This window comes from Pinirhizobacter sp. (assembly GCF_036499745.1).
Lineage (GTDB): Bacteria > Pseudomonadota > Gammaproteobacteria > Xanthomonadales > Rhodanobacteraceae > Pinirhizobacter.
The window spans coordinates 106,967-123,651 of sequence record NZ_DASYDG010000026.1 but is presented as its reverse complement, the minus strand read 5'-3'; the positions used below and the strand labels follow the sequence as shown (position 1 = coordinate 123,651).

The 16,685-nt window shown below is 62.8% G+C and carries 15 protein-coding genes and 1 riboswitch; of the genes, 5 read left to right on the top strand and 10 right to left on the bottom strand.

The genetic code is table 11. The features are described 5' to 3' along the window. Positions 1-106 precede the first annotated feature (106 nt). Entirely contained in the window at positions 107-1,684 is a 1,578-nt protein-coding gene (locus tag VGM61_RS09300) for a BCCT family transporter (RefSeq protein ID WP_331522546.1), read from the top strand. Between the two features lie 98 nt (positions 1,685-1,782). Here VGM61_RS09300 and VGM61_RS09295 read toward each other — a convergent pair whose 3' ends face one another. From VGM61_RS09295 to VGM61_RS09275, 5 genes are all read right to left on the bottom strand, one after another. Beyond that, positions 1,783-2,331, bottom strand: a complete 549-nt coding sequence (locus VGM61_RS09295; protein WP_331522502.1) for a DUF4142 domain-containing protein — start codon at positions 2,329-2,331, stop codon at positions 1,783-1,785. Positions 2,332-2,495: 164 nt separating this feature from the next. After that, positions 2,496-2,669, bottom strand: coding sequence for a DUF1328 domain-containing protein (locus tag VGM61_RS09290; protein ID WP_250624532.1), 174 nt, complete (start codon positions 2,667-2,669; stop codon positions 2,496-2,498). A gap of 254 nt (positions 2,670-2,923) precedes the next feature. Beyond that, positions 2,924-3,508 (bottom strand): hypothetical protein, encoded by a 585-nt coding sequence (locus VGM61_RS09285; RefSeq protein WP_331522501.1) that lies wholly within the window; start codon positions 3,506-3,508, stop codon positions 2,924-2,926. Positions 3,509-3,611: 103 nt separating this feature from the next. Then, on the bottom strand, positions 3,612-4,430 hold the full coding sequence (gene queF / locus VGM61_RS09280) for an NADPH-dependent 7-cyano-7-deazaguanine reductase QueF (RefSeq protein ID WP_331522500.1): 819 nt from the start codon (positions 4,428-4,430) through the stop codon (positions 3,612-3,614). 41 nt (positions 4,431-4,471) lie between these two features. Further along, positions 4,472-5,464, bottom strand: a complete 993-nt coding sequence (locus VGM61_RS09275) for an aldo/keto reductase (RefSeq protein WP_331522499.1) — start codon at positions 5,462-5,464, stop codon at positions 4,472-4,474. 119 nt (positions 5,465-5,583) lie between these two features. Here VGM61_RS09275 and VGM61_RS09270 point away from each other — a divergent pair, with 119 nt between their 5' ends. From VGM61_RS09270 to VGM61_RS09255, 4 genes are all read left to right on the top strand, one after another. Further along, positions 5,584-6,111 carry a DUF2058 domain-containing protein gene (locus tag VGM61_RS09270; RefSeq protein WP_331522497.1) on the top strand — a complete coding sequence of 176 codons (528 nt, stop codon included), beginning with the start codon at positions 5,584-5,586 and terminating at the stop codon, positions 6,109-6,111. A gap of 157 nt (positions 6,112-6,268) precedes the next feature. Beyond that, a complete protein-coding gene (locus VGM61_RS09265) occupies positions 6,269-7,744 on the top strand; it encodes a TolC family protein (protein ID WP_331522496.1) in 1,476 nt (491 codons plus the stop codon). Then, the gene (locus VGM61_RS09260; RefSeq protein WP_331522495.1) at positions 7,741-9,219 is read left to right on the top strand and encodes an efflux RND transporter periplasmic adaptor subunit; all 1,479 of its coding nucleotides are present in this window, start codon (positions 7,741-7,743) and stop codon (positions 9,217-9,219) included. Before VGM61_RS09265 ends, VGM61_RS09260 begins: the two co-directional genes overlap by 4 nt. 3 nt (positions 9,220-9,222) lie before the next feature. Further along, on the top strand, positions 9,223-10,764 hold the full coding sequence (locus VGM61_RS09255) for a DHA2 family efflux MFS transporter permease subunit (protein ID WP_331522494.1): 1,542 nt from the start codon (positions 9,223-9,225) through the stop codon (positions 10,762-10,764). A gap of 5 nt (positions 10,765-10,769) precedes the next feature. On the opposite strand, the gene VGM61_RS09250 is transcribed toward VGM61_RS09255, so the two are convergent. The 5 genes from VGM61_RS09250 to VGM61_RS09230 form a co-directional block, all read right to left on the bottom strand. Continuing rightward, positions 10,770-11,798, bottom strand: a complete 1,029-nt coding sequence (locus VGM61_RS09250; RefSeq protein WP_331522493.1) for a ribonucleotide-diphosphate reductase subunit beta — start codon at positions 11,796-11,798, stop codon at positions 10,770-10,772. A gap of 11 nt (positions 11,799-11,809) precedes the next feature. Next, entirely contained in the window at positions 11,810-12,037 is a 228-nt protein-coding gene (locus tag VGM61_RS09245) for a hypothetical protein (RefSeq protein WP_331522492.1), read from the bottom strand. A 3-nt stretch (positions 12,038-12,040) separates the two neighbouring features. Next, positions 12,041-14,560, bottom strand: coding sequence for a ribonucleoside-diphosphate reductase subunit alpha (locus VGM61_RS09240; RefSeq protein ID WP_331522491.1), 2,520 nt, complete (start codon positions 14,558-14,560; stop codon positions 12,041-12,043). Between the two features lie 156 nt (positions 14,561-14,716). Next, a riboswitch (cobalamin riboswitch) is annotated at positions 14,717-14,927 on the bottom strand. A 27-nt stretch (positions 14,928-14,954) separates the two neighbouring features. Further along, complete coding sequence (locus VGM61_RS09235) at positions 14,955-15,890, bottom strand: alpha/beta hydrolase (RefSeq protein WP_331522490.1); 936 nt, start codon at positions 15,888-15,890, stop codon at positions 14,955-14,957. A 38-nt stretch (positions 15,891-15,928) separates the two neighbouring features. Continuing rightward, a complete protein-coding gene (locus tag VGM61_RS09230) occupies positions 15,929-16,636 on the bottom strand; it encodes an SDR family oxidoreductase (RefSeq protein WP_331522489.1) in 708 nt (235 codons plus the stop codon). Between the last annotated feature and the right edge of the window lie 49 nt (positions 16,637-16,685).

The window sequence follows — 16,685 nt, the reverse complement described above, 5'->3', positions numbered from 1 at the left end:
CTGCGGCCGCACGTTCGCGACCGCTTCGCGGCACTGGCCGCTCTTGCCAGACCATCGCTGCTGGCACTCCGGATTCCGCTTCACTCGTCCCCCAAGAGAGGCTGTCCTGGTATTTCGAATTGCCATCGTCTTCGTCACCCTGCTGGTCGCCATCGCCGGTATCGCACCGGGTGCATTCAACGCCTTCAGCCGCAGTGCTCTACGCCATGTCACCTCGGGTGCCGGCTGGCTGTATCTGCTGATCGTATTCGCGACACTTATATTCCTGTTGATGCTGGCATTCGGGCGTTTCTCCCGATTGCGCATCGGCGGTGAAGATGCCGAGCCGGAATTTTCCAATGCCAGCTGGCTGGCCATGCTGTTTGCCGCGGGCATGGGCATCGGTCTGGTGTTCTGGGGCGCGGCCGAACCCATCTCGCACTACGTCAATCCCCCAGAGGGTTTGACACCCTCGAGCATCATCGCCGCGCGCGCCTCGATGCGTTACGCGTTCTTCCATTGGGGATTGCATCCCTGGGCGGTTTACGCCTTGATCGGATTGGCCATGGCCTGGTTCCAGTTCAATCGGGGTGGCCGAGGTCAGATCAGTGATCTTCTGCAACCGATCATCGGCAAGCATCATCGCGGCTGGATCGGCACCACGGTCAACGTCGCCGCCGTCGTGGCCACTGCCATCGGCGTCGCTACCACACTGGGCTTCGGCACCATCCAGATTGCCGCTGGCATGCAACGTGTGTTCGGTATCCAGGCCACGACCGGCTTGCAGTTGACAATCATTGCCGTCGCATTCGTGTTGTACATGTTGTCCACTTGCAGCGGTGTCGGCCGCGGCGTGAAGTGGCTGTCCACGTTCAATCTCGGACTGGCGGCGCTGATGTTGGCGTTGGTACTGATACTGGGTCCCACCGGGTATATCTTCGACACCTTCACCACCACGCTTGGCAGTTACCTGGATCGCCTGGCCGAAATGAGCCTGCGGATGTCACCATTTTCAGGCAACCGGTGGGTTTCGACGTGGACCATCTTCTACTGGGCCTGGTGGATTGCGTGGGCGCCGTTCGTCGGTTCCTTCATTGCACGCGTGTCGCGCGGCCGCACCGTGCGCGAATTCGTCATCGGCGTGGTCGTGGCGCCCAGTCTGCTCGGCTTCGTCTGGTTTTCGGTATTCGGCGGCGCTGCGCTTTGGTCACAGACCCATGGCCATGCCGATCTGGCCGGTGTACTGGCCAGCGGCTATGAAAACGTGCTGTTTGCCCTGTTCGACAGCCTTCCGATGTCAGGCCTGCTGTCTGCCATTGCCGTCCTGTTGTTGATGATTTTCTTCGTCACCTCGGCAGACTCTGCGGTATTGGTGCTGGCCAGCATGTCCACCGAGGAAGCCGGCGACCCACCCATCTCGCGACGGCTGATCTGGGGCACGGCCGTGGCAATGATCGCGGTTGCGCTACTGCTGGCGGGCGGACTGGATGCTCTGCAAGGCATCATCACCATCGCCGCCCTGCCTTTTGCCTTGCTGATGTTGCTGATCATCGTCTCGCTATATCGCGTGCTGAACGAGGAATACCAACTGCAACAACGCAAGAAGCAGCGTCAGCGCCGTGCGATCGAGCAGTACATCGCACGGGAGCAGGTAGCTCAAGCCGCCGCCGAAGCCAAAACGGCCGACGCCAAGACCTGGGCCTGATTACACTGACAACCGGAGCCGGGCCTTAGGTGCCAGCGCCGCAGCGCCGAACGCTTCCATTGGAACGACATCGTCGGCGTCGGTCCGTCGCTAGGAATCTAGCCCTTCATTCCTGGCGTCAGCTTCGCTGCCATATCGGCATGGTGTTCGATGGTGGGCAGCGTCTCGGCGGCGAAGGCCTTCAGTTCCGGATCCTGGCCTGTATTGGCTTCCTTCTTGAACAGCTCAATCGCCTTGGCGTGATCCTTCTTCATCAACGAAATGTACTTGGCATCGAACTGGGTGCCCTGCGACTGCTTCAGGCTGTTCGCGGCGGCGGCTTGTGCCTTCATCGGCTCGGTGGACACCGCAATGCCCTTGCCCTGGGCGATGCTGGCGAGCTTCTGGTTGGCGGCGGTGTGATCGGTGATCATGGTGCCGGCGAAATTCTTCACCTCGTCGCTGGCGGCCTTCTGCGAAGCCAGCTGGCTCAGGCCGATTTCACCCAGGCCCGCGGCGCTGGCATCGCGCACGAAGGCGGCGTCTGCCGAAGGCACCTTCTGCGCACCAGGCTGTGCCTGCGGTTGCTGGGCCGGTGCCGGCAGCGCGGCGGCGCCCAGGGCGGTGACGAGTGCAATGCTCAGGATGCTCTGTCGGCGGAAATTCATGGGCGCTTTTTCCTTTCTGCGATATCAACGTAGGCTGAGCATCGCGCTGTGGGGGTCAACGCGGGGTGCAGCCTTCGTGAGAACCTGCATAAAAGAAAAGCCCCGCGTCGAACGCAGGGCTCTTCTTCCCCATCAACGGGGGCAATGGCGGAACGACAGCGGCGCTAGATTCTGGGACCGCGGCGGAAGCCTCCGAAGATCAGCGACAGCACGAACAGGATGATGAAGACCACGAACAGGATCTTGGCGATGCTCGCGGCGCCCGCGGCGATGCCGGTAAAGCCGAACACGGCGGCGATCAAGGCGATAACCAGGAATACGACGGCGTAATGAAGCATGGATGGGGTCTCCTCATTCGGTAAGCCCGGCGTCAAGCCTGGCACGGGTGGTGTTATCCAGTCCGTTGGCTCGGCTGGCGTGGGAATTAGCGCATTTGGGTATTGACGCTGGTGTATGCGAGCGGTGAGGTAGCGACTCACCGCATCTTTGCACGCCGTACACAACGCCCCTGGAAAGCACGTATTTCCGAGCGCCCATAAAAAAGGGCGCCCATCGGGACGCCCTCTTTTCCGTAACGGTAGCTAACCGCGACTTACTTCTTCTTGACGTCGAAGTCCTGCGTGGCGGCGGCTTTGCCGTCTACTGCCACCACGAGCTTGTACTTGCCTTCCGGCCACTCGCTCGGGTTCTGAACCTTGAAGGTGGTGACGGCCGGGCCGTCAGTCGCGACCGTCTTGCTGGTGTCGCTCACTGCCGAGCCGTCTTCGAAGGTCCACTTCGCACTCAGGTTGCTGCCCGGCGTGCTGCCGTCGGTGGCGACCGAGGCATAGATGGCCTTGTCGGTCGGGGCGAAGGAGGTCTTGGCCTTCGATACCTTGTGGTCGTTACCGACCACTGAGCCCAGGGTCACCGTGTCGACCTTGAAGCTGGCGGCAGCAGGTGCGGGTGCGGCGGCAGGGGCAGCAGGCGCTGCGGCGGCAGCCGTCGTGCTGGCGGCGGCGGGCGCGCTGGTGGCCGGAGCCGGGGCGGTGGCCGCTGGAGCGGGAGCTGCCGGGGCTGTGCTGGCGCCGGCCGGGGCGGCCTGCTGGCCATCGTCATGCTTGCCACAGGCGCTCAGGGCAAGCAGAGCGGCCAGCGTGGCGGCGGGGAAAATGAAGCTACGGGTGGAAGGCGTCATGGGTGGTGTTCCGTGAATCGAGTGGGTTTAAGGCACAGGGCGGCAGACTACATGCCCTACAGGTAAAGGCAAGCGCCCTGAAGCCATGATGAAGGCGTGAATACTACTGGCGGGCACCCCGGGGGTTGGCGGGGCTCGCCGGCTCACTGCTGCGGAAGGGATTGATATCCAGGCCGCCGCGACGGGTATAGCGGCCATAGACGGAAAGCCGCGTAGGCCGGCATTCCCGGGCGATGTCCATCCAGATCCGTTCAACACACTGCTCGTGGAATTCATTGTGGTTGCGGAAGGACACGATGTACCGGAGCAGCCCTTCACGATCGATGGGTGCGCCCGCGTAGTCCACTTGCACGCTGCCCCAGTCGGGCTGGCCGGTGACCGGGCAGTTGGACTTCAGCAGGTGGGATACCAGCGACTCTTCGACGGCGCCATCGCCGGTGCCGAGAAACCCGGCCTGCGGTGGCCCGTAGTGGTCGATGGCAACCTGCAGCCCGTCGATCAACTCCCCCGGCGGCTCGGCAAGTTTCGATCCATCCAACGCGCCGGGCGCCAGCAGCACCACGCTCACCCCGGCGCCGGCGGCTGCCGAAAGGTCGCGTTGCAGTGTTTCGGCCAGCAGGGTTTCCTCGATGCGCTCGCCGGCGAAGCCGTTGAGGTACAGCTTGAAAGATTTTGATTCGATGATGTTCGGCGAGGCCGCCGGCACGCGGAATTCGGCCACGGCCACGCGCGGTTTGCCGTTGGGTTCGAGCCACGACAGCTCATAGGCGTTCCATACGTCCACGCCGCAGAACGGCAGGTCGCCGGTCAACCCCAGTTCCGCGCGCTTTTCGGCGCGCGGAATGGGGAACAACAAACTGGCGTCATAGTGGTCGGCGTAGGCGGTGTGCTGGCCCAGCGGCGAGGCTTCGACGGAACCCATGGCGTGTTTTCCGGGTGGAAAACAGCCATTGTAACGCCGCCTCAGGCGTTGACCGACTTCATCATGGCAGCGGCGTAGCGATCACCCGCGGCGGCATCGGCCGGGAAGGCCTTGTCCAGTTGCTCAAGCTCGGATTTCTCCAGCTTCACTTCGATGGCGTGGGCGTTTTCTTCCAGGTATTTGCGCCGCTTGGTGCCGGGGATCGGCAAGATGTCGTCACCCTGCGCCAGTACCCAGGCCAGGGCCAGTTGCGAGGGCGTGCATCCCTTGTCGGCGGCGAGCTTGCGCACCTGTTCCACCAGTTTCAGGTTGCGGGTGAAATTCTCGCCCTGGAACCGTGGGTTGTTGCGGCGGTAGTCGTCGGCGTCGAAATCGTCTGGGCTCTTGATCGATCCGGTAAGAAAGCCCCGTCCCAGCGGGCTATAGGCCACCAAAGCGATGCCGAGCTTGCGACAGGCATCGATCGTGCCGGTGGTTTCCGGGTCGCGCGTCCACAGGGAATATTCCGTCTGCAGCGCGGCGATGGGATGCACCTTGTGTGCCCGTTCAATGGTGGCGGCCGATGCCTCGGAAAGGCCAAGGTGACGCACCTTGCCGGCCTTCACCAGCTCGGCCATGGCGCCGACGGTTTCCTCGATCGGCGTGTCGCGGTCTACCCGGTGCTGGTAGTACAGATCGATATAGTCCACGCCCAGGCGTTTGAGGCTGTCGTCGCAGGACTTGCGCACGTATTCCGGGCGGCCGTTCACGCCGCGCGCCTGGGGATCGGCCGGATCGCGCACGATGCCGAACTTGGTGGCCAGAAACACCTTGTCGCGCTTGCCAGCGATGGTCTTGCCCACCAGCACCTCGTTGGTGTGCGGGCCGTAGGCGTCGGAGGTATCGAGGAAGTTGATACCCAGTTCCAGCGCGCGGTGAATGGTGGCGATGGATTCAGCGTCGTCCAGGCTGCCGTAGAACTCGCTCATGCCCATGCAGCCGAGGCCGATCGCGGAAATGGAAGGGCCGTTGCGGCCGAGGTTTCGGGTAAGCATCGAATGCTCCAATGCGAGGGGAGGGGATCCCCATGCTATTACCTGTCATGTATACAAAATGGTGTCGGTCACCATGGCGTTAGAATGTCGGGCCGTATTCACCGATTCTCAGCAAGATCATGCGCAATCCATTGCAGGAACAACTGCTCAAGGCCGGCCTGGTAAAAAAGGCCAAGGTGGCCGAGGTCGTCCGCGAGCAGAACAAGCAACGCCATGGCAAGGCGGCTCCCGCACCAGTGGTCACGCAGACTACGGACGCCCAGCGCGAGAAAGCCGAGCGTGACCGAGCCATTGCCGCAGACCGTAACGAGAAGCAGCGCGCGGCCGAACGCCAGGCGCAGGTGAAGCAGATCGTTGCCGAACACCGCCTGTCGCGAAAGGGCGAGATCAGCTATCGCTTCACCGACGGCAACGCCATCGCCAGTTTCCTGGTTGACGAACCCATGCGCGCCCAGTTGGCTGCCGGTGAGCTGGTAGTCGTGCGTCATGGCGACGGTTACGAAGTACTGCCCCGTGGCGCCGGGGAAAAAATTCGTGAACGCGATGCTTCGCTGATCGTTGTCGATCATGCGCAGGCTGGCACCAGCGACGGCACGGAAGACGCGTTCTACAGCCAGTTCAAGGTGCCCGACGACCTCATCTGGTAAGTCCATCCTCACGGGATGACCACGCAGCTCACTGCAAATTCCCCGGTCGTTGGTGACGGAAAGTTCCCCACGTCGCCCACTGTTCTTCACCGGCCCGGGAATTTTCCAGATGGTGAGTACCCTTGCGCGGCTGGGCCGCGGGCCCTGGCGCCCGCGTATGGCCCGGTGCCTATTTGCTGCCCTGGTGCCGGCGCTCGCCGCCTGCGCACCGCCGGTGCGGCCACCAGCCTATACGCCCCGCGATGAAGTACCGCTGGCCGGCACGCCCACGGGAATCGCTGGATGGCCCTCCCCTGAGTGGTGGAAGCGCTACGACGATCCGCAGCTCGATCGGCTGATCGACCTTGCCACCAAGGATTCCCCCAACCTCGAGCAGGCCGACGCGCGCTACCGCACGGCGCTGCGCGCGGTGGATACGCAGAAGGCCAACCTGAGCCCACAGGTACGTGGCTTGCTCGATGGCAGTCATGGCTTCAGCGACATAAAACTGCACGGCCAGGCGCCGGGTGCCACCGGCAGCACCCAGGGATTCCAGCTCGACCCCGGCAGGAGCTGGAGCAACAACGTCATCGCCGGCGCCTTGTTCACCTGGGATCTCGACCTGTGGGGCAAGCAGAAGGATGCCGTGGCCGCGGCGGTGGGCCAGGCACGTGCCGCGGAAGCCGAACGTGCGACGGCCTCGTCGTCACTGCAGCTCAACGTGGCGATGACCTACTTCAATTGGCAGGCCATCAACGCGCGGCTGGCGCTGGCGCACGAGGCAGAACATCAGGCGGAGGACTTTCGCGGGTTGGTGAAATTGCGTGTCGACCATGGCCTGGATGATCCGACGACAATGGACCAGGCGGACGCACAGTTGGCCAGCCAGCGCCAGCAATTGGCGGCGCTCGAAGGGGGCGCTGCGCTGGATCTTGCCCAGCTGGCGGCCATCGTCGGTGTCTCGCCACAGGAACTGGGCAAGCTCGATGCCCGCCCCTTGCCGGTGGCCGATACCACGCTGCCACCGGATGCGCGGCTTGAACTGATTGCCCGTCGTCCGGACATCGTAGCGGCACGCTGGCAGATCGAGGCTGCCTCTCGCAGCATCGATTCGGCGCGCAAGGCCTATTACCCGGATGTGAGCTTGATGGCGCTTGGCGCCTTCCTGCGCACGTGGCCTGACCTGGGCTCAGGCACGCGCACGGACCTTGCCCTGGGCAATGTCGGGCCATCCATCCAGTTGCCGATTTATTCCGGCGGGCGGCTGAAGGCTGCTGTGGAATCCAGCCAGGCCGCGCTCGATACCGCCGTGGCCGCCTACAACGCCGCCGTAGTGCAGGCCGCGCAGGATGTCTCGCGGCAGATCCTGACCATGCAGCAACTGGGTGCGGAACAGACCCAGCAGGCGTTGTCCCTGCAGGCCAACGTGTCGCAGGACCGCCGCACCGGCGAGCGCCGCAACCGCGGCATTATCGACGACCGCCAGTACATCACCACGCAGTTGCAAGTGATCGAACAAAAGGATTCACAGCTGCAATTGGCAGCCCAGTTGCTCTCCACCAACCTGACCCTGATCAACGCGCTGGGCGGCGGCTACCACACCGACCATCTGCCCGCGCTGCCGGCCGCCACGGCGAAGGATGAGACGCAATGACCTCCGAGAACGACGAGCCCGGCCACGAAGAGGGCGACCTTCCCTTGTACAAGTATCGCTACAAATACCTGCATAAGTATGGCGATGCGCCGCCCGACGAAGATGCACGCGCCGCGCAGGATAGCGATGACGCCGATAAAGGCAACGACGGCGATGAGGGCAAGGATGAAGGCGGCGAGAAAGGTGAGGGGAAGGACAACGGGAAGGATGGCCCGGGCAAGGACAAGAAGGAAACGCAGGACGACGAAAAGAAAAAATCCCCGGAAGAGGAACGCAAGCAGAAGCGCAAACGCTTCATCGTCATGGGCATCATCGCGCTGGTGTTCGTGCTGGCAGGACTTGCCTGGTTGCTATATGACGTACTGGTACTGAGCCAGCGCGAAACCACCGACGACGCCTACGTCAAGGGCGACATGGTGACGATCTCCCCGCGCGTAGCGGGCACGGTCACCGAAGTGGCCGTGGAGGAAACCGAACGCGTGCATGCCGGTCAGGTATTGCTTCGGCTGGATCCTGTAGATGCTTCGGTCAGCCTGATGAATGCCGAAGGGGAACTGGCCCAGGCCGTGCGCCAGGCCCAGCAGGGCAACGCCCAGGCCGCGCAGGCCGACGCCGCCATCGTCCAGGCTGAAGCGCAATACCGCGTGGCAAAGGACAACTACGAAAGGCGCCATCCGCTGCTGGGTACCCGTGCCGTCTCCCAGGAAGAAGTCGACAGCGAGCGTCGGCAGATGCAGGGTGCGATGGCCTCGCTGAAGCAGGCCCAGGCTCAGGCCCGGGCCGCGCACGCGCAGGTGGACGGCACCGACGTGCACAATTTCCCGGCCGTGGTGCGTGCGCGTGCGCAGTTCCGCAATGCATGGGTCAACTCCAGCCGTAACGCGATCGTCTCGCCGATCGATGGCTATGCAGCACGCCGCCAGGTGCAGGTGGGCCAGCGCGTGCAGCCAGGGCAGGACCTGATTACCGTGGTGCCGCTGCTTGATCTGTGGGTGGATGCGAATTTCAAGGAAACGCAGCTGCAGAACATCCGCATCGGCCAGCCGGTGGAAATTACCACCGACATGTATTCGAAGGTGAAGTACCACGGTCACGTTGTAGGCCTGACCGCAGGCACCGGTAGTGCCTTCTCGTTGCTTCCGGCCGAGAACGCCACGGGCAACTGGATCAAGGTCGTGCAACGCCTCCCCGTGCGCATTGCCATCGACGAGGATTCGTTGAAGCGCTTTCCCCTGCGGATCGGACTGTCCACTTACATCAAGGTCGATACCCACGACCGGGATGGCAAGGTGCTGGCCGAATCGCCGCGCAGCAAACCGTTGGCTACCACCGAGGTGTATGCGCAGGAGATGACCCGGGCCGACGAAAGGGCGGAGGAAATCATTCGTGACAACACCGTGTCGACACAACCGATAACAAGCACGAAGACGCGGGGTCGGGACGACACCCCCGATGTCCGAACCACCGGGCACTAAGGCGTGGCCGACGGCTCGAAACCCGCGCTACCGCCGCTGACGGGCGGTGCGCTGGTGCTGCTTACCGGCGGCGTGGCGCTGGCCACGTTCATGGAGGTTCTGGATATCTCCATCGTCAACGTGTCGGTGCGCACCATTGCCGGCAATGTAGGTGTGAGTGCCACCGAAGGCACCATGGCGATCAGTGCATATTCGATGGCCAGTGCGGTGATGCAGCCGCTGACCGGCTTCATCGCCAGGCGCTACGGGGAGGTCAAGACCTTCACGTTCTCCGTCTCGCTTTTCGTCATTTTCTCGATGCTGTGCGGCTTTTCCACCAGCATGCCGATGCTGATCGTGTTCCGCCTTCTTCAGGGCGCGGTGTCCGGGCCGATGGTTCCGTTGTCACAGACACTGCTATTGAACAATTACCCTGTGGCGCGAAGGCCGATCGCACTGGCGCTATGGGCGATGACGGTGGTGGTAGCGCCGGTGTTCGGCCCGATCCTGGGTGGCTGGATCACCGACAACTATCACTGGTCGTGGATATTCTTCATCAACGTTCCCGTTGGCGTGTTCGCGGTGCTGGTAACGGTCACGCTTCTGTCCAAGAGGGAGAGCAAGCGGGTGAAGGTGCCGATCGACGTGATCGGCCTGTTCTTGCTGGCGGTGGGTGTCGGCTGCCTGCAGTTCATGCTGGACAACGGCAACGACGATGACTGGTTCACATCCAAGCTGATCACCATGCTTGCCGTCGTTTCTGCGATCTGCCTTACCTTCCTGGTGGCGTGGGAGCTGATGAGCGATCACCCGGTGGTGAACCTGAAGCTGCTCACGCATCGGAATTTCCTGGTTGGCGTTACCTGCCTGTCCGTGGGCATGTTCGCCTTCTTCGGCGGTACCGTGGTGATGCCCCAATGGGTGCAGGAGGTGATGGGCTACAACGCCACCTGGGCAGGCTTCGTGGTGGCACCCATCGGCATACTGGCGATATTCATGTCGCCACTCGTGGGTGCATTCCAGAACAAATTCGATCTGCGCGCGCTCAATTGCGTGGGTTTCGCCGTCTTCGCCGCGTGTTCGTTCTGGATGTCGCGGCTCAATACCGATGCATCATATTTCCACCTCGCGTTGCCGCGCTTCCTGATGGGCGCGGGCATTGCACTGTTCTTCGTGCCGGTGAACCAGATCATCCTGTCCGGCATCCCGGATTCGGAAGTGGCAAGCGCATCGGGCCTGTCGAACTTCTTCCGTACGCTTTCAGGCAGCGTGGCCACGGCAGTGAGCACCACCATGTACTCGCATCGAACAACCTATCACCACGCGATCCTGAGCGAGCACACCGATAGTGGGCGCGCCACCACGGAATTCCTCGACCGGGTACAGATGACGGGCGCCACCGGGCCCACTGGCCACGCCGCGCTCAATCGCATCGTTGACATGCAGGCGGCGACGCTGGCAGTGAATGACGTGTTCTACATCTTCGCCTGGATGTTCGGCGTGGCTTTCGTGCTGATCTGGTTCGCCAGGCCGCCCTTCACCTCAGGCGGTGGCGGCGGGCACTAGGCCGGTCAGAACGAGGCGTCGAAGGTCACTTCACCCTGCACACCCACCTGGTAGGACGACACACGGCGCTCGAAGAAGTTGGTGAGTTCCTGGACGTCCTGCAGGTCCATGAAGTCGAACGGATTGCGCGAACCATATTTCTTCGGCATGTCCAGCTGCACAAGGCGCTGGTCGGCGCAGTACTCCAGGTACTGGCGCATGTCGGCCACCGAGAGTCCCGCCACGCCGCCGGACAGTACATCCTGGGCGAATTGCGTCTCGCAGGAAATGGCATCTTCCAGCATGGCTTCCACTTGCAGGCGCATCTCTTCGTCGAAGAGGTCGGGTTCTTCTTCACGGACCTGGCGCACTACTTCGAAGGCGAACGCCATGTGGCCGGATTCATCGCGGAACACCCAATTGGTGCCCGATGCCAGGCCGTGCAGAAGGCCGCGCGAGCGGAGGTAGTACACGTAAGCGAAGGCGGCGAAGAAGAACAGGCCTTCGATGCAGGCGGCGAAGCAGATCAGGTTCAGCAGGAACTGGCGCCGCTGCTCGCGCGTTTCCAGGCGATGGACATCCTGGATGGAGTCGATCCACTTGAAGCAGAACTCGGCCTTGTGGCGGATCGAGGGAATGGTCTGGATCGCTGAGAACGCGCGTGCACGCTCGTTCTGGTCGGGAATATAGGTGTCAAGCAAGGTGAGGTAGAACTGTACGTGCAGCGCTTCCTCGTACAGCTGGCGCGAGAGGAACATCCGCGCTTCGGGAGAGTTCACGTGCTGGTACAGGTTCAGCACCAGGTTGTTCGACACGATGGTATCGCCGGTGGCGAAGAACGCCACCAGTCGGTGGATCAGGTGCCGGTCGGCATCGGACATCTTCTTGTTCAGGTCGGTGGTGTCAAGCGAAAAGTCCACTTCCTCCACCGTCCAGGTATTGCGAATGGCTGCGCGGTACATCTCGTAGAACTGCGGGTACTTCATCGGGCGAAGCGTGAGTTCGAAGCCAGGATCGAGCAGGCGGGAATCACGGGACACGGGTTGGCTGGACATGGTTTTCCTGGTCAATCGAGGCGTGCGGCGTAGCGATCGCGCACATGTTGGTTGATGTAGGTCGCAAGCCCACGGCCGGCGCGGGCATGCTTTTGCATGGCGGCGACGTCGCGGGCGCCGGGCGCTGAGTGGTTGTAAAGGTAGGTACCGCCATCAAGGAATCGCACCTCGATGAAGGCGTCGCCGATACGGTAGGCGGCGACACCAGAGTTGCCATCGAGGTCGCGGTAATGCTCCATCGGTTACTGGCAGGCCTCGCAGTACTCCGGATTCTCCAGCGAGCAGAACACCGCGGCGGTCGCTTCATCCTGCGATGGCGACGTGACAGGTGCCGCGGCGCGGGAGGCCGTGACCGTGGTCTTGGCAATGCGCGTGGCCGGCCTCGACCGAAGGTAGTAGGTGGTCTTGATCCCCGATTTCCACGCGTACATGTACATCGACGACAACTGGCCGATGTTCGGGTTCTCCATGAACAGGTTCAGCGACTGGCTCTGGTCGATGTAGGCACCACGCGCGGCGGCAAGGTCGATCAACGCCTTTTGCGGCAATTCCCAGGTGGTGCGATACACAGCGCGAAGCTCGGCGGGAATGGCGACGATATCCTGCACCGAGCCCTCGGCCAGCTTGATCGCGTCTCGGATGTCCGCCGTCCACAGGCCCAGCGTCTTCAATTCCTCGCACAGATAGCGGTTCACCACCAGGAAGTCGCCCGAGAGCGTCTCGCGCTTGAAGAGGTTTGATACCTGCGGCTCGATGCACTCGTAGCAGCCGGCGATGGAAGCGATGGTGGCGGTGGGAGCAATGGCGATCAGCAAGGAATTGCGCAGGCCATGCGCCTTGATGGCCTGTCGCAGTTCCGCCCAACGTCCGTCGACGTCCGACGGCGTGGCTTGCGGCCAGTAGTCGAACTGCAGATCACCGTTGGCCGCGCGCGACTCGGCAAAACCCGGATGGGCGCCATGCTGCTCGGCCAGTTCGTTGGAGGTCACCAGAGCATGGAAGTAGATCTCCTCGGCAATGCGGGTCGAAAGCTTCTTCGCCTCTTCCGAATCGAACGGCAGGCGCAGCTTGAAGAACACGTCCTGCAAGCCCATCACGCCCAGGCCCACCGGACGCCACTTTACGTTGGCCGTTTTGGCGGTGGCGATCGGGTAGAAGTTGAGGTCAATCACGCGGTCGAGCTGGCGCACGGCGTTGCGCACGGTGGAAGCAAGCTTGCCGTAGTCGAAGGCACCATCCGCCACATGGCGGGACAGGTTGATCGAGCCCAGGTTGCATACGGCGGTTTCGTCCTGGGAGGTCACTTCCAGGATTTCCGTGCACAGGTTGGACAGGTGGATCACGTTCTCCGGCCTGGCCGTCTGGTTGCTGGTGGCGTTGGAGCGGTCCTTGAATGTCATCCAGCCATTGCCGGTTTGTGCCAGCGAACGAAGCATGCGCGCGTAGAGCTCACGCGCCTTGACTGTTTTCGCGGCCAGGCCGTCGCGCTCGGCGTTGGCATAGGCCTCGTCGAACGCCGGGCCCCAGGTGTCGACGAAGTGGGGGACGATCTTCGGATCGAAGAGAGACCAGTCGGCATCGGCTTCCACCCGGCGCATGAAGAGGTCCGGCACCCAGTTGGCGAGGTTGAGGTTGTGCGTGCGGCGCGCATCGTCGCCGGTGTTCTCGCGCAGCTCCAGGAATTCCTCGATGTCCGCGTGCCAGGGTTCAAGATAAACGCAGGCCGCGCCCTTGCGCTTGCCGCCCTGGTTTACCGCGGCCACCGAAGCATCGAGCGTTTTCAGCCAGGGCACCAGTCCATTGGAATGGCCATTGGTGCCGCGGATCAGCGAGCCGCGCGAACGGATGCGCGAATACGAAAGGCCGATGCCGCCGGCAAACTTCGACAGCTGGGCTACATCGCCGTACTTCTGGTAGATCGATTCGAGCGCATCCTGCGGCGAATCGAGCAGGAAGCATGAGGAAAGCTGTTCGTGCGAGGTGCCGGCGTTGAAAAGCGTGGGCGAACTTGCCAGGTATTCCAGCGCCGAGAGCATGCGATAGAGTTCCAGCGTCTCTGTGATGTCATTGCCGCCAAGCGCGCAGGCGATGCGCATGAAGAAGTACTGCGGAGTTTCGATCACCAGGCGCTTCTGCGGATGGCGCAGCAGATACCTGTCGTACACGGTGCGCAGGCCGAAGTATTCAAAACGGCGCGATGCCGGGGCATCGATGGCGTCGTTGAGCTTGCGCGCATTGGTGGCCACGAAACTGCGCAGCCGCTCGTTCAATATCCCCAGTTCCGCGCCGCGCCCGATCGACTGCGAAAAGCTCTGGATTTCCTGGCCCGACACCTCCTTGTCGATGAAGGCCGACAACAGGCGCGCAGCGAGCTGGCCGTACTCGGGCTCTTCGGCGGTGAGCGCGGCGGACGTACGGATGGAAAGCTGGTCGAGCTCCTGCGTGGTGGCGCCGTCATACAGGCCGCCAATGGTCTTCAGCGCCACGCGCATCGGATCCACGCCGAACAGGCCTTCGGCGCTGCGGGTGACCGCGCGCACGATCTTGTTCACGTCCACGCTTTCGGTGCCGCCATTGCGCTTGGTCACGCGCATCTGGCCAGGGCTGTGGGGAGGCGTCAGGTTGAAATCAGGCGGCGTGGCCCCGGACGGCGCCGGGCTTCGGTATGGAGCCGCGAGCGGTCGGTCGGTGGTGGAGGTGGCGTTGGCGGCGACGATGGGGTCGGCCGCGCTTTCGCGCGTGGAAAGATCAAGTGGCTGCATGGCAAGGCCCTGGCAAGACGTTCGATGGCCTGCTCCCGCGCGCAGGGACCGCAACGTGGCGAGAAGCAACACGCGGAAGGGACGCGCAAGTGCAGGCAACGGCGCCCGCCTCGCAACGCGCTTCCCCGCGGAAGCCGTCACCACTAACCATCGCCGCTCTGGCGCTGGTTGCTGGCAGGTCTTCGGACTCGTGGCGGGCCCCTTCAAGGGGTTTTCCTAGCCGTCGCTTCCCGATCCGATCGCGGACCAGTGCTTGTGACGGGTTCGTTTCCACTTACCGCTGCGGGGCAGTCCCGGATTCACACCGGATTCCCTATTAAGCCATGGCCGAGAAACTGGACAGGGCACCAACGGATCACAAGATATAGGTGACCGATGGTAGGGTCAACACAAGTTATGGTGTTTTTGCGCCGCGCGCCGGAGGTGCTTGATGGATAAAGGAAACCACGTCGCCGAGTACCGGCTTCTTCGCCTGCAGAGGGGTAGACAACGCCAGTACGAGGCCCGAGTGACTTATCCCCGGATATAATTTCAGCAATACCGGCTCCCCATGGGCCTTCATGACATCGGCCAGCGAGTTGGAGTTGTGTACGTCCACTTCCTTATCGGCCAGGCCATGCAGGAGCAGCATCGGCGGTTCATCTCCGTCCACGAAATCGATCGGCTGGGCGCGATGCTGCTCAGATGGCAAATGGCCGAACATGCCCAGCATGTCCTTCTCGTTTGACGCGATGGGCACGAAGTCGTACACCCCGGCCAGGCCGATGAAGCCGGCCAGCTCCCGCGTGGTCATGCCCTGCGCCTGTAACCAGTGGCCATCGGTGGCAAGCAATCCGGCGATGTGTCCGCCAGCGGAGTGGCCCATGATGAACAAGCGCGAGGCGTCGCCGCCGAATTCCCCGGCATGGGCATGCGTCCATGCAACGGCGCGGGCTGCGTCAGCCATGAAGCCGTCCATCTTCACCCGGGGATATTTCCGGTAATCGGGAATCACCGCGACGATGCCGCGCGAGGCCAGCGCCGTACCGACGAAGCGATACCACTGCCGCTTGCCGCCGGTCCAGCTTCCGCCGTAGAAGAACACCACGACCGGTGCATTGACCGCGTCGGCCGGCCGATAAACGTCCAGCTTCAGGCCAGTGGACGGGTCGAAGGTAATGTCGCGCGTGGGCTCAATGCCATGACGGTGGTCGGTAGCGTTGAGCCCGGCGAAAAGCGTTGCCTCGCAACCGGTCAGGCAGGCGAGGAACACAAGGAGCATTCCTGCGCGCAAGAAAATGCCGCTTGCGCGGTGGCAGGTGGGCATGGCGTCACGCGCGATAGGCTTCATCCACCGAGCATGCCCGGTCACGCGTAGGCCATGCAATGTCAGCTGAGCTTTTCGCCCAGGTATGCCGCACGCGGGGCGTTGAAGCCGGCCTTGACCTGGCGGGCGGTTTCATCGATCAGCACTTCTTCCTCGCCCGCTTCAAGCGCCTTGAGCACCGCGTCTACTACGACCTGCGGATGCGTCTTGGGAGCCGTGACATTCTTCACCATGTCGGTATCGATGTAGCCCACATGCACGCCCAATACCTGCACACCGTCGGCATGCAGCTCGCTGCGCAGGCCATTGGTCAGGGCCCAGGCGGCGGCCTTGCTGACCGAATAGACCAGCGAGGTCGGCAGCGAGATCCAACTCAGCGCCGAAAGTACATTCACCACGGCGCCGTGGCGCTTGCGCAGCGACGGTGCGAAGGCCTGGCTTACCGAGAGCACGCCGAACAGGTTGGTGGCGAACTGGGCATCCAGTGCCGACCGTGCGCCGTCATCGAGCAGGCTCGACTTTGGCTCGGAGACGCCGGCATTGTTGATCACGATATCCACGTCCGGGTGGGCGCGGGCGGCTGCGGCGACGGTGTCGGGGTCGGTGACGTCCAGCCGCACCGGGATGGCGCCGGGGAGGTCCACCGTGGAGGGGTCCCGAGCACCGGCATAGACTTTGGCGGCCCCCAGCTTGAGCAGGGTCTGGGCGAAAGTGCGGCCGAGGCCGCGGTTGGCGCCGGTGACCAGGACGTTCTTGCCTTTGATTTCCATGGTGGTTCCTTCAGTTGAATGATGACCATCATTTAATAGGGCGCCCTGC